Source organism: Atrimonas thermophila (assembly GCF_045864955.1).
Classification (GTDB): Bacteria; Atribacterota; Atribacteria; order Atribacterales; family Thermatribacteraceae; genus Thermatribacter; species Thermatribacter velox.
The window spans coordinates 69,078-81,260 of sequence record NZ_AP028803.1; the positions used below are offsets into that span (position 1 = coordinate 69,078).

The following is a 12,183-nucleotide window of genomic DNA, read 5'->3' on the forward strand; positions in this document are numbered from 1 at the left end:
AAACGGGATGGATTCCTTTCGCAGGGCTTTGCATTTGCTGCGTCGCAAGTTAAAAGCTGCTTTGCTGGTCCTCCTTAAAAAGAGCGGAGGAAAGTGGGTGATGGTTGCGTATTCTGGGTTGTATTTTTTCCGGAGACACCTTGCGCTTTTACTTGTAAATTGTGAGAGGCGACCGGACGCCTTCTGGGAAGCTTTTCTTGAAGAGAAGGCTTTCGTGTTTGGTAGTGTTTTTCTTTCCAGCGATGTGTTGCTTGTTCTGGGTTTTCCCGGCCAGTGCCTTGTGCCTTCCGTCTTGCTTTCACGAGCTGATAAAAAATTGCTCCTTGAGCTTGCGCAGAGTTCCAGGAAAGATTCGTCCCTGAAACATTTTTTCCGTGCTTTTCCAATGGGTTTTTTCATGGCCGACGCCGAGGGCAGCTTGTGGTTTTTTAATGCGGAAATGATGGAAATTCTGGGGCTTGGAGAGAAAGAAGTGCTGGGAAAGAAAGTAGACCAAATTTTTGGAGGAGTGGAAGAAATTGCTCCTCTTTTGAAAAAGCTTCGCTGGGAGGGAAAAGAACTTTGCTTGAGAAATGTATCCTTTCACGATTCTTCCGGAAACAGGAAGTTGCTTAATCTTCGTTTCTTCCCGATAAGGGAGGAAAAGTGCTTTGTGGGGTTTGGAGGCATCGTCGAGGATGTCACGCAAAGAGCGCAGCTTGGAGAGAGCGTTCGCCAGATTGAACGACTCTCAAGTATTGGGCGATTGGTTTCAAGCATTGCTCACGAAATCAACAACCCCCTGGGGGTTATATACGGATATGTGCAGATGCTGCGCGGCAAGCTGGATAGAAGTTCTTTCAGTTGTCCCACCTGCAAAAGCGTGCGTCACGGGCTTGAAAACATTGAAAAGAGCGCCGAACACTGTGGGGAAATCCTCAGGAATTTGATTGATTTTTCCAAGCCCAGCATTCTTAAAAGAGAAACTGTCGATATTTGTGTTCTCTTAGAGGAAGTCCTTAACATGGGGAGAATTTACTTCCGGGATAACCAGCGTCTCGAGTTTTCCTTCGAGAGCGGAATCCCTCCCTTGCAGATTGACAAGTTGCGCATGAGGCAGGTTTTTCTCAATCTTATAAGGAATGCTGTGGAAGCAATGGATAAAGAGGAGGGCGTTCTGGGGGTTACGGTTAGGAAAGTTTCCCTCTCCACAGAGCAAATTCCATTTTCAGAAATGAATTTCGAACCGGGTAAAAGAATTTTTGTATCCATTTCTTTTCAGGACAACGGCAAGGGAATACCGGCTGAGAAGCTGAGTCGGATATTTGAACCCTTTTTCACTACCAAGCCCCAGGGCACGGGTTTGGGACTTTCCATCTGCTACAGCATTGTTCGTGCCCACGGGGGCTGGATGGAAGTTACTTCAGAAGAAGGTCAAGGAAGCACGTTTTCGATTTTTTTGCCTCTGGAGGTTGAGGAATGAAGAAGCCTGAACTGCGCCAGTCGCTTGCCATGCACCAGAAACAAAAGATGATTCCCAAAATGATGCTGGCGGGAGAAATGATGATGCTTCCTCTGGAAGAACTGGAGATGAAACTTGAACAACTCCTGCAAGAAAATCCTTTTCTGGAATTTGAAGAGCGCGTGTTTTGTTTTGCCTGCGAGCAACCCCTGGATCGGTATTTGGATTTTTGCCCTAACTGCGGACGCATTGTAAGGAGTGATACCGGTTATTACCTGGAAGATCCCGGGTCGTTTTCTGAAAAGAGGAGTTTCAAAGAATTGCTTGAAGAGGAGATTCTTTCCTGTGTAGAGCTGAGTAAAGAGGAGCTGCAATTGCTGGAGGTTATCCTTGCCAACCTTGACGAGGAAGGGTTTTTGCGTCTTGACTTGAGAAAGCTTGCTTTTCATCTGGGAGTTCCTGAAGACCAGCTTCAAGGGGTTATTGAGAAAGTTCGTGCTGAGGGATTTGTGGGGTTTGCGGCTACAGATACTCTGGAGTTTGTTATTTTGCAGTGCCTTAGCAAGGAACTCATTACTCTGGAGGAGAGCTTCCAGCTTCGAAAAAACCCTGAACAGATAAGGTTTCTTCTGAAGAAGGGAGAGTCGCTTTTTGTTTCCTTCCGGGAGTTTTTTGAAGCGGGTCTTGATGAGCGAAGTCGCAAAGAACTGGATGATACCAGAAGAGTTTCCTATGATGCTGAGATCGTGGCGTTAGGTGGTGGCGAGTACGGAGTTTTACTCTTCGATTCTCCCTATTTCAAGCTAACCCTTAACGAGGGCTTTATTTCCCTTTTTAAAGATAAAAAGTCTTCTCTGAATTCTCGAGAACAGTCTTTCTTGGAGGAACGCTTGCGTGAGGCACGGGAAATTCTCTCCTGTTTGTACTATCGCAATAGCCTTCTGTTACGTGCTCTTGAATATATCGTCTTTCGAGAAAAGAAGTATCTTGCTGGAGACAATACTGCTTTTGTTCCTCTGCTTCAGAAGGACGTTGCCGAAGCGCTTGGAGTTAGCATTGCTGCAGTGTGTCAGGTGCTCAAAGGTAAACGGGTGCTTTTGCCCAGTGGAGTGGTCAAGGAAGTAAAGTTCTTTTTCGATCCTTCTTACCCTGCCAAGCAGGTGATTAAGCAGCTTATTCAAAAGGAAGACCACAAAAAGCCGCTTTCTGATGCTTCAATCGCTGCTTACCTTCGCAAACAGGGGTTTTCAGTTTCCCGACGTACGGTAACGCTTTATAGAGACCAGTTAGGAATTCTCCCTTCGCATTCCCGCAAAAAACTCTATGCTTCAATGACTTCCTAAAAATTCTCTCTCTTTCTGGCAAAAAATTTTATCCTCTACCTGGTGAAGAGAAGGTGGAGGTGGAATGATGAGCGGTTTTGGTCTGGATCGAGTTTTTACTCTTTTGGAGCGGGGGTTAGACTTTGCAGCTCAAAGACAGGAACTGCTTGCCTCCAATATAGCCAATGTGGAAACACCAGGATATAAACGTCGGGATCTGGACTTTGAAAGCCTGCTTAAAGGATTAGAGGAACAAGGTGGAGAGCTAAATCTTGCCAGAACCTCTTCCAGACACCTTCCAGGTTATGTAGCCAGGAGCGAAGAACTGTTCCCCGTCAAGGAAGAAAACATAACCATACGTGATGATGGTTCCTCAATAGATGTGGAAAGAGAGATGGTTACCCTGCTTGAGAACGGTCTCTATTATCAAACACTTAGCAAACTTACCGCTGGCAAGTTTAATCTTTTGCGTACGGTTTTGAAGGAGGTGCGATAAATGCAGATTTTCAATACTTTCCGGATAAATGCTTCGGCTTTAACAGCAGAGAGGTTTCGCATGGACGTCATTGCTTCCAATTTGGCCAACGCGGAAGTTACCCGCTCGGGAAATGGCGGTCCGTATTTGCGCAGAGAAGTGATTTTTGAGCCTGGTGAAGATGGGGGTGTGCGAGTAAGCAAAATAATCGAGGACCGTAGCACACCCACCAGGAAGGTTTTTCAGCCTGACCATCCCGATGCTGATGAAAATGGTCTTGTGGAATATCCCAACGTGGTGGTTGTCAACGAAATAGTGGATCTTATGGCAGCTTTGCGGGCCTATGAAGCCAATGTAACCGCCATCAACGTGAGCAAGGAAATGGCAAAGAGCGCTCTTAACATTGGCGGTTAATGGGGGTGTTTGCGGTGGCTGTAGGCAGGATTTCTGATGTTGCACAGGGCATAGGAAGTCGCGAAATTGCCTCGCCCAGGAAAAGCGAGAAGTCCTTCTCGGAGCTGGTGGGGGGGTTTCTGAAGGAAGTTAACGCTCTCCAGAAAGAAGCCGATCAGGCCATTCAAGACGTGGTTCTGGGCAAAGAGGAAAATCTCCACCAGGCAGTGATTGCGCTTGAGAAAGCCAACCTGGCGCTTGAACTTACCGTCCAGGTGCGTAACAAAGTTGTCGAAGCCTATCAGGAGATAATGAGAATGCAGGTGTAACCTATGAGAAGTCCTCTCGCCGATTTGAGTGGTAACTTTAAAAAAGTTTGGGAAAGCATGAACCAGGGGCAAAAGGTGATCGCTCTTTTGCTTCTGGTGCTTCTGGTTGGAGGCTTGATAACTTTATTCATGTACTCTTCAAAGCCCGATTATGCCCTGCTTTATCGCAGCTTTTCTCCTGAAGAGTCAGGGGCGCTGGTGGATAAGCTTGAGGAGTTGGGCATTCCTTACCGGCTTTCAGACGGTGGTACCAGGATAGAAGTTCCCCGGGATAAAGTTTATTTAGCCCGCATGAGGCTTGCCCAGGAAGGCTTTCCTCAAACCGGGGTTGGGTTTGAGCTTTTCGATAAAAACACTTTTGGACTAACCAGCTTTTTGCAGAAAGTTAACTATCAAAGGGCCTTACAGGGAGAATTGGAACGCACTATTGCCCAGCTTGAAGAAGTGGATGGTGCCCGGGTACACATTACCATGCCCGAAGAGAGTCTTTTTGCAGAGGAGGAGAAACTTCCCACCGCTTCAGTGGTTTTAAAGCTTCGTCCCGGGGCTCGCTTGAGGGAAGACCAGGTCGAAGCCATTGCGCGTCTGGTTGCAAACAGCGTGGAGGGTCTTGATGCCAGCCGGGTAACCATACTTGATGACCGGGGGGATATTTTGGCCAGTGGTGGTGGAGAAGAAAGCTGGGGAAGTATCACCAATCTTACTGCCACCCAGCTCGAGATGAAAAAAGAGCTTGAGAGCGTGATAACCCAGCGGGTGCAGAGCATGTTAGAGGGAGTACTGGGCCGCCGCAGGGCTGTGGTGCGGGCCAGCGTGGAACTAAACTTTGAACAAAAAGAAGGAGAAAAGGAGATTTATCAACCAGTAGCTGGCAATGAAGGGGTCATTCGCAGCACCCAGGAGGAGGAGGAGAAATACCAGGGAACTTCAGACGCTGCAGGAGGAGCAGCGGGTGTGGCTTCGAATATTCCCGTTTATGGCTCGGAAGAAGAAAAACAGGGTGGTAGCTATAGTCGGAGAAACGTGACCACCAATTACGAGATAAACCGGGTTTTAGAAAAATATGCCGCTTTGCCTGGAGATATCAAGCGGCTTTCGGTTGCTGTCCTGGTTGATAGCACTCTGACTCCTGAGGATGTAGGAAAAATCCGCAGAGTGGTTGAGGTTGCAGCCGGCATTGACCCGGAGCGGGGAGATAGCGTAGTAGTGGAAACTTTGCCCTTCAATCAGGATTTCTGGCAGGAAGAAGAAAGGGCGCTCAAAGCACAAAGGTTTATGGAACTCATAGACCTTGTGGGGCGCTATGGAGTTCCGGCTTTATTGATACTGGTTCTTTATTTCATCGGTCGGAAGGTGTTGGTGGCGGTAACCGCACCCCAGGAAGTGGTTGCAGAAGTTTATAGCGAAGAACCCCTTGAGTATGAGGAGGCTACGGAAGTAACACCTCTGCGTAGTACTCCTGAGCTGAGTCCTGAAGAAAAAATGCGCATGGAGATTCAAAAACGTATGGAAGAGGAAATTAAAAAGCTGGTAGAAGAAAAGCCTGATGACGCAGTGAAACTAATCCGTAACTGGTTGAGCGAGGAGTGAGTGGTTGATGGCTATCGTTCCTCGTCGGGGTTTAACTGGAAGACAAAAAGCGGCGATTCTTCTGGTGAGCCTGGGTCCAGAGCTTTCGGCTCCCATATTGAAAAAGCTGTCTGAAAACGAAATCGAAGATATCACTCTGGAAATCGCGGCTCTGGAAAAGGTACCTCCCGAGATTCGAGAAGAGGTGATCAATGAATTTTACCACATGGCGGTAGCTCAACTTTATATCGCTCAGGGGGGAGTAGAATACGCAAAGCAGTTGCTTGAAAAGGCCCTTGGTCCCCATAAAGCGCAGGAAATAATCAGCAAACTTTCTGCCAGCCTGGAAGTAACGCCCTTTGAGTCTTTGCGCAGAGCAGATCCTCTGCAAATTCTTAACTTCATCCAAAATGAACATCCCCAGACCATTGCACTGGTACTCTCTTATCTTAAGCCGGAACAGTCAGCTGCAATTCTGGGGAATCTTCCAGAAGGTGTGCGGGGAGAAGTAGCCATGCGCCTTGCCCTTATGGATCGTGCTTCTCCAGAAGTGGTCCGAGAGATAGAGTCAATCCTGGAGCGGAAGATTTCCACCTTCCTGGGTCAGGATTTAACCCGGGTAGCTGGGAAGCAAAAATTGATAGAAATCCTCAACAAGAGCGACCGAGGTACCGAGAAAAGCATTCTGGAGGCTATTGAGGAAAAAGACCCCGACCTTGCTGAGCAGATTAGGTCTGAGATGTTCGTCTTTGAAGACATAGCCCTGCTTGACGATCGGGCAATCCAGCTTGTGCTGCGCCAGGTGGATAACAAAGACCTGGCTTTGGCCCTGAAGGGAGCCTCAGAAGAGGTGAGAGAAAAGATCTTCAAGAACATGTCTCAGCGTGCAGCGCAAATGCTCAAAGAAGACATGGAGTACATGGGACCTGTGCGTGCTCGCTTGGTGAACGAGGCACAGCAGAAGATTGTCAACATCGTGCGCAGGCTTGAAGAGGCTGGAGAGATCGTTATTAGCCGTGGTGGGGAGGAAGAGATCATTGTTTAGATTTAACCTTTGTAAAGCAATCGTGGTCGAAGATCAAAAAGTCGTGGTTGACCCCGAAAGAAGGGAAAGGATCGGACACAATGGCATTTCTGATGCAGAATTCCCTGGAGGGGAAGCAGGGGTTACAGAAGAAAGCCTGGAAGCATTGCGTGCTGCGATAGAAAAAGAGCGGGAAAGCATTTTGCAGGAGGCCCATAAAGAAAAGGTGCGCATCCTGGAAGAAGCTCGGAAAGAAGCACAGGCGCTGAAAAAGCAAGGTTTTGAGGAGGGCTTTTTACAGGGTAAGGAGGAAGCAAAAAAAGAGGCGTACGAAGCATTGCAGAAAAAAATTGTACTTTGGGAAAGCGTGCTTCAGGAAATAAAACGGGTGCGTAAAGAAAGCCTTTTCGATCTTAAAGAGCTTATTCTGGAGCTCAGCTTGGCCGTTGCAGAGCGTATTATTCGCAGGGAAGCCAAACGAGAACCTTTCTTTGCCAACCTGATTGAGGAGGCTCTTCAAAAGCTTAATCGTCGCGAACGAGTAGTTGTAAAAGTGCACCCTCTGGATGTTGCTTTGCTGAAGGATATCAAGGAGGAGCTGTGCAGTAAGCTGGACGGTCTGGAATATCTTGAAATCAGAGAGGATGCACGTTGCGCACGGGGTGATTTTCTGGTGGAAACAGATTTTGGGAGCATAGACGGCCGGGTAGATACCCAGCTTCACTGGATTAAAAAAGAATTGCTGGAGGAGATACAGGGTAAAAATGCTTGATATCAAACGTCTGAAGGCAAAGCTGGAAAGCATTGATACGTTGCGTCTTAACGGAAAAGTACAGCGAGCGGTGGGCATCGTCATAGAATCCAAAGGGCCGGCCTGCAAGGTTGGGGAACTGTGCCAGATTCGTTCTCTGGATACCCAGAGTGAAATACTTGCTGAGGTGGTTGGCTTCAGGGATGCACAGACGCTGCTCATGCCTCTTGGTGAGCGAAACGGGATTGAGCCGGGCAGTGACGTGGTGGCGCTGGGTAAAGAATTGCGGGTAAGGGTTGGCGAGGAGCTTTTGGGACGGGTAATCGATGGATTGGGAAAGCCCCTTGATGATAAGGGTTGCATCGAAGGCCGGGATGAATACCCCCTGGACAATGAACCCCCCAACCCCCTGCAGCGGAAGCGTATCAGTGAAGTCCTGCCTATGGGGGTGAAGGCAATAGATGCACTTCTCACCTGTGGCAAGGGGCAGAGGGTGGGTATTTTTGCTGGAAGCGGGGTGGGGAAGAGTACACTTCTTGGAATGATAGCTCGCAATGCTCAAAGCGACGTAAATGTTATTGCCCTTATTGGCGAGCGAGGACGAGAGGTGCGCGAATTTATCGAAAAGGACCTCAAAGAAGGCCTCAGCAAAAGTTGTGTGGTGGTAGCCACCTCGGATAGACCCCCTCTGCAGAGAATTAAGGCAGCTTTTACCGCCTGTGCCATAGCTGAGTATTTTCGTGACCAGGGCAAAGACGTGCTCTTTTTGATGGACTCGGTGACTCGCCTGGCCATGGCTCAGAGAGAGCTGGGATTGGCTATTGGGGAACCGCCCACCACCCGAGGATATACGCCGTCAGTCTTTGCTTTGCTTCCCAGGTTTTTTGAACGCTTGGGGACTTCTCGCCAGGGTTCGATTACCGCTCTGTGTACGGTACTGGTTGAAGGAGACGATATGAACGACCCAGTTGCTGATACAGTGCGGGGAATCCTTGATGGACACATCGTGCTTTCCAGGAAGCTTTCTTTCGAAGGACATTATCCGGCAATTGATATTTTGCAAAGTATAAGCCGTCTTATGCCCGATATAACCAGCAAGGAACAACAGCGGGCTGCTCAAAGGGTGAGAGAAATTCTTGCCACCTATCGGGAAGCAGAAGACCTGATTAATATTGGAGCTTATCAGAGGGGAAGCAATCCCCGCATCGATTATGCTCTGGAAAAGATAGAAGCGGTAAAAGCTTTTCTGCGCCAGGATGTTGAAGAAGCGTTTACCTATGATAGGACACTCCAGCTTCTCTTTAGTCTGTTTGAAGTTAAGAAAGACAGCGAGGTGGCTTGATGGGCTACAATTTTAAGCTTCAAAAAGTCCTTGATGTTAAGAAGGTTCGTGAGGAGTTGATCGAAGTAAAATTGGCTGAGCTTGAGAAGCTGGCTGAGCGCCAGCGCAGGGAGCTCATTATCATGGAAGAGGCCAGGAAAGAATATATGGCTCAAAGGACCCGGGAGCGGGAACAGGGAGAGCGCCTGATGGAGGAGGCCTTTTTTGAGAAAATGCTTGATAACCTGGAGCGCAAGATAGAGGAACTCAAAAGTTATCTCCGGGAATTGGAACGGCAAATTGCACAGACCAAGGAAGAGTTGGTCTGTGCTTCCTTAGAGCGCAAGGTTATGGAAAAATTGCGCGAGAAAGATTACCAGGAGTTTTCCTTGAATGTTCAGAAGAGTAACCAGAAACTTCTCGATGAAGTGGCTATTCAGATGTATCTGAGGAGGGAGATCTGAAATGCAGCCAGCTTCCCTCTCACGAGTTCTGGATAGAGTCAACGAAATAGAAAGCCTACTTTCTCGGGTAAGAGGTTCTTCTGGCACACCTTTTACTTTTCGTCGTGAAGGCAGGGTTTCTTCCAAAAACCTTGAGGAAGGAAGCTCTTTTGAGGCGATACTCAGAGAGTATGCTGATAAGTACCAGATTGACGTGAATTTATTAAAGAAACTGGTCCAGGTAGAGTCAGGGGGAAACCCCAACGCTGTTTCACCCAAGGGAGCCATGGGGCTTATGCAGCTTATGCCTCAGACTTGCAAGATGCTGGGTGTGCAGGATCCCTTTGATGTCCGAGAAAATATCGCTGCAGGCACCCGATACTTACGAAGCTTAATCGATCGCTTTGGTAGCCTGGAGCTGGCTCTTGCTGCTTACAACGCAGGACCGTCAAGAGTTGAAGCTTATCAGGGGGTACCTCCTTTTGAAGAGACCCGGACCTTTCTTAGGAAAATCTTAGGAGGGTATTACTGATGGCTGTTGCACAGCAGGAAGTGCAAAAAATGGCCCGGAAGGTGGGATCTCAGAAAAAAAACGCTGTGGCTCGCTCTAAGGGGAAGAAGAGAAATCAGTCTCAAAAAACAAAAAAGAATCGCAAAAAAGCAGGTTTTGTAGATACTGTTTTTCCTCTTTTGATTTTCATGGTGACCCTGGTTTTCTTTCTCAATTTTGCAGGAATTATTAATTTGCCCTTTTTGAAGCCAGTTATGTCTGTAAAGTCTGGGGAAGGAAATCCAGTCGAGGCAGTGGAAGAAACTCCTCTCGTTTCTGAAGAAACACCGGAAGAAGAGATATACCCTGGTCCGGATCTTCCCAAAGTGAGCCAGGGCGAAGAAAAGCAGTCGGTGCTGCCTGAGGTAGAAGAGCCACTTCCTGCTTCGCAAGCAAGTGAAGGTGCTGTGCAAACCGGGGTAGAGGATTCCACCCCTTCGAGTGAAAGTGAACAGGAAAACCTGTGGCGCCTGGCTAAGATTTACACAGCTATGGAGCCAGAGGAAGCGGCCCGGCTTTTGGAAAAACTTTCCGATGAGGAGGTGATTCGAATATTTTCGGTGATGAAAGAAAGGAATGTGGCTGAGATTTTGAGCATTTTCCCCCCAGAGCGGGGTGCAACACTCATTCGCAAAATGATGGAAGGGAGGTGAACTGATGGAACTGGGATTGTTTGCTCTTTTGCCAGAGCAAAATGTTGCCATCGAAAAAAGGGAATGGCCCGAACAAGTTACTGAGGAGAAGAAACTCGAGACCGGGGATTTCGAAACGATGATAAACGAACTTGTAACTGGACCAGGTGTTGCCGCAGAACAGAGCAGTATTTTCTCTACTCAGATTTCGAATTCAAAGCGTTGTGGCGCTGAAAGCACAGGAGGAGCTCTGGTGGAAGCAGTAACCCCGATTACCAACTGTCCTTTGCCAAAAAGCTCCTGCGCCGGCACGCAGAGTAGCTTGCCAAGCGCTGCTTTTGGTGCTGCGGCACTGGATCCTCTTCTGGCATTGGACTTTGAAAATGCTGTTTCAGAGTTCCTTGATGAGGTGCAAAGCCTTAACTTCAGCGTTGATATGGGCGAATTGGGCAAAGTGGAATTAAGTGGTGGAAGGAATGAGAGTGGAGAGTTTCAATTTCAGATATCGGGCAGCAAAGAAGCGCTTGCTCGCCTGTTGGGGCGGGTTTTAGCGGCAGTGGCCGGCTTCGCTGGTGGTGGAGGCACTTCAAGCAATGCCGGCGATTGCGGAACTTCTGGTTGCGGCGGTGTCTCGCTGGATAGTTTCTGTGCTCAGGATACCCTGTTGGACTTGCAGCCAGAGACTGTAGCTGCCCAAGAAAACGTTGAAGAAGCGGTTATCACGGGAAATAACGGTAATTCCCAGTTTCAGGAGGGAAGTGTAGTTTCCTCGGAGGTGGACACTGTTCTCCTTGCAGAGGAGGCCCAACTCTCCTCGGTAGAAAACGAGCTTTCACATGTTGAAGGTGAAAGTAATTTCGAGGCAAATCTTGAAGGAAGTACGGTTCCTGAGACTAACACAGGTTCTGAGCAGGTTCCAGAAGGCGAAACTCTGTTTGATATCCAAAATAACCAGGCTGCTACCACTGATGAAACCCTGGACCGTCGCGGGGTGTTCGCGGACCAGAAACCGGATGTAAATACCCAGAAGAAAGACTCTATCAGTGGAGAAAACCTTACCGTCTTTGATGCTCATAGCACAAAATCTGGAGAAGCTTTTGCTGGAGAGAAGCTTGAAGTGCACGTGAAATCAGATGCCGATATTGAACAGTTGTTTGATCAGGTTTTTCAGGTACTGAGTGTGGAGAGAGGCAAAAAACAGGTAACCATTCAGCTTGAGCCCAAAGAACTGGGCAAAATCGTGGTTTTGCTCACCGAACACGATGACAAAATTCGCTGTGTCTGGCATGTGGAACATCCTGAAACCAGAGCACTTCTTGAAGAAAATCTGGCATTACTCGAGGCGCGGGCTGCGAGCCAGGGCATGAATCTGGAGAGTTTTGTTAGCCAGCAGCAAAACTCCTCATATGGCAGGGAAGAGTTTGATAATTTTGCAAGTTTTTCCCGGCAGTATAGCCTGGATGAGGAGCTTTCTCGGCGGGAGTTTCCGGTTCAGTCCTGGTCAGAGGGAAGGCTGAACCTGGTTGTTTGAGGGGGTGTGGCTGAATGATACTACCGGCGGAGAGCGCTACATATTATACCGGGAGTGGAGAGGTTCAGGAAAATCAGGATAAAAGGGAGCTAACCCACCACGATTTTTTGCAACTTCTGGTGTGCGAGTTGCGCTATCAAAATCCCCTGGATCCCATGCAGGGAAGCGAGTTTGGTGCCCAGCTGGCTCAGTATTCCACCCTGGAGGAAGTGCAGAATACCAATAGTTCACTGCGGCAACTCTTGTTTCTTGAGGGAGCAACCCTGATTGGGAAAAGAGTGTTGCTGGTTAGTGGCGAAGAGGGAGTGGTGGAAAGCGTGAGTTTGGGCGAAGATGCGTTGGCCCTTAATGTAGGGGGTAGCGAGTATTCGCTATCCGAGGTTCGGGAGGTTCTTGAGTAAC

14 protein-coding genes are annotated in these 12,183 nt (G+C 48.4%); all 14 read left to right on the forward strand.

Annotated features, from left to right (window positions below; all coding sequences use genetic code 11):
* Positions 1-7: 7 nt before the first annotated feature.
* The 14 genes from ACKTT1_RS00340 to ACKTT1_RS00405 all read left to right on the forward strand — a co-directional run bounded on the left by ACKTT1_RS00340 (position 8) and on the right by ACKTT1_RS00405 (position 12,182).
* Positions 8-1,462: a two-component system sensor histidine kinase NtrB gene (locus ACKTT1_RS00340; RefSeq protein ID WP_412709750.1), complete on the forward strand. Its 1,455-nt coding sequence runs from the start codon at positions 8-10 to the stop codon at positions 1,460-1,462.
* The gene (locus tag ACKTT1_RS00345) at positions 1,459-2,784 is read left to right on the forward strand and encodes a hypothetical protein (protein ID WP_412709751.1); all 1,326 of its coding nucleotides are present in this window, start codon (positions 1,459-1,461) and stop codon (positions 2,782-2,784) included. Before ACKTT1_RS00340 ends, ACKTT1_RS00345 begins: the two co-directional genes overlap by 4 nt.
* A 64-nt stretch (positions 2,785-2,848) precedes the next feature.
* Positions 2,849-3,259, forward strand: a complete 411-nt coding sequence (gene flgB / locus ACKTT1_RS00350; RefSeq protein ID WP_412709752.1) for a flagellar basal body rod protein FlgB — start codon at positions 2,849-2,851, stop codon at positions 3,257-3,259.
* Positions 3,260-3,652 carry a flagellar basal body rod protein FlgC gene (gene flgC, locus ACKTT1_RS00355; RefSeq protein ID WP_412709753.1) on the forward strand — a complete coding sequence of 131 codons (393 nt, stop codon included), beginning with the start codon at positions 3,260-3,262 and terminating at the stop codon, positions 3,650-3,652.
* Positions 3,653-3,666: 14 nt separating this feature from the next.
* A complete protein-coding gene (gene fliE, locus ACKTT1_RS00360; protein WP_412709754.1) occupies positions 3,667-3,960 on the forward strand; it encodes a flagellar hook-basal body complex protein FliE in 294 nt (97 codons plus the stop codon).
* Positions 3,961-3,963: 3 nt separating this feature from the next.
* The gene (gene fliF / locus ACKTT1_RS00365; RefSeq protein ID WP_412709755.1) at positions 3,964-5,550 is read left to right on the forward strand and encodes a flagellar basal-body MS-ring/collar protein FliF; all 1,587 of its coding nucleotides are present in this window, start codon (positions 3,964-3,966) and stop codon (positions 5,548-5,550) included.
* A 7-nt stretch (positions 5,551-5,557) separates the two neighbouring features.
* Entirely contained in the window at positions 5,558-6,574 is a 1,017-nt protein-coding gene (fliG, locus tag ACKTT1_RS00370) for a flagellar motor switch protein FliG (protein WP_412709756.1), read from the forward strand.
* Entirely contained in the window at positions 6,567-7,325 is a 759-nt protein-coding gene (locus ACKTT1_RS00375; RefSeq protein WP_412709757.1) for a FliH/SctL family protein, read from the forward strand. The genes fliG and ACKTT1_RS00375 overlap by 8 nt, the downstream gene beginning before the upstream one ends.
* The gene (gene fliI / locus ACKTT1_RS00380; protein ID WP_412709758.1) at positions 7,318-8,646 is read left to right on the forward strand and encodes a flagellar protein export ATPase FliI; all 1,329 of its coding nucleotides are present in this window, start codon (positions 7,318-7,320) and stop codon (positions 8,644-8,646) included. The genes ACKTT1_RS00375 and fliI overlap by 8 nt, the downstream gene beginning before the upstream one ends.
* Complete coding sequence (locus ACKTT1_RS00385) at positions 8,646-9,089, forward strand: flagellar export protein FliJ (RefSeq protein ID WP_412709759.1); 444 nt, start codon at positions 8,646-8,648, stop codon at positions 9,087-9,089. Before fliI ends, ACKTT1_RS00385 begins: the two co-directional genes overlap by 1 nt.
* 1 nt (position 9,090) lies before the next feature.
* Positions 9,091-9,600, forward strand: a complete 510-nt coding sequence (locus ACKTT1_RS00390) for a lytic transglycosylase domain-containing protein (protein ID WP_412709760.1) — start codon at positions 9,091-9,093, stop codon at positions 9,598-9,600.
* Positions 9,600-10,271, forward strand: coding sequence for a MotE family protein (locus ACKTT1_RS00395; RefSeq protein WP_412709761.1), 672 nt, complete (start codon positions 9,600-9,602; stop codon positions 10,269-10,271). Before ACKTT1_RS00390 ends, ACKTT1_RS00395 begins: the two co-directional genes overlap by 1 nt.
* Positions 10,272-10,275: 4 nt before the next feature.
* Positions 10,276-11,781, forward strand: a complete 1,506-nt coding sequence (locus ACKTT1_RS00400; RefSeq protein ID WP_412709762.1) for a flagellar hook-length control protein FliK — start codon at positions 10,276-10,278, stop codon at positions 11,779-11,781.
* A 14-nt stretch (positions 11,782-11,795) separates the two neighbouring features.
* A complete protein-coding gene (locus tag ACKTT1_RS00405; protein WP_412709763.1) occupies positions 11,796-12,182 on the forward strand; it encodes a flagellar hook assembly protein FlgD in 387 nt (128 codons plus the stop codon).
* The last annotated feature ends 1 nt before the right edge of the window (position 12,183 follow it).

Excerpts from the sequence above, each read along its gene's own strand:
- ACKTT1_RS00340 (WP_412709750.1), top strand. The coding sequence starts at position 8 with ATGGATTCCTTTCGCAGGGCTTTGCATTTGCTGCGTCGCAAGTTAAAA.
- ACKTT1_RS00345 (WP_412709751.1), top strand. The coding sequence starts at position 1,459 with ATGAAGAAGCCTGAACTGCGCCAGTCGCTTGCCATGCACCAGAAACAA.
- flgB (WP_412709752.1), top strand. The coding sequence starts at position 2,849 with ATGATGAGCGGTTTTGGTCTGGATCGAGTTTTTACTCTTTTGGAGCGG.
- flgC (WP_412709753.1), top strand. The coding sequence starts at position 3,260 with ATGCAGATTTTCAATACTTTCCGGATAAATGCTTCGGCTTTAACAGCA.
- fliF (WP_412709755.1), top strand. The coding sequence starts at position 3,964 with ATGAGAAGTCCTCTCGCCGATTTGAGTGGTAACTTTAAAAAAGTTTGG.
- fliG (WP_412709756.1), top strand. The coding sequence starts at position 5,558 with ATGGCTATCGTTCCTCGTCGGGGTTTAACTGGAAGACAAAAAGCGGCG.
- fliI (WP_412709758.1), top strand. The coding sequence starts at position 7,318 with ATGCTTGATATCAAACGTCTGAAGGCAAAGCTGGAAAGCATTGATACG.
- ACKTT1_RS00385 (WP_412709759.1), top strand. The coding sequence starts at position 8,646 with ATGGGCTACAATTTTAAGCTTCAAAAAGTCCTTGATGTTAAGAAGGTT.
- ACKTT1_RS00390 (WP_412709760.1), top strand. The coding sequence starts at position 9,091 with ATGCAGCCAGCTTCCCTCTCACGAGTTCTGGATAGAGTCAACGAAATA.
- ACKTT1_RS00395 (WP_412709761.1), top strand. The coding sequence starts at position 9,600 with ATGGCTGTTGCACAGCAGGAAGTGCAAAAAATGGCCCGGAAGGTGGGA.
- ACKTT1_RS00400 (WP_412709762.1), top strand. The coding sequence starts at position 10,276 with ATGGAACTGGGATTGTTTGCTCTTTTGCCAGAGCAAAATGTTGCCATC.
- ACKTT1_RS00405 (WP_412709763.1), top strand. The coding sequence starts at position 11,796 with ATGATACTACCGGCGGAGAGCGCTACATATTATACCGGGAGTGGAGAG.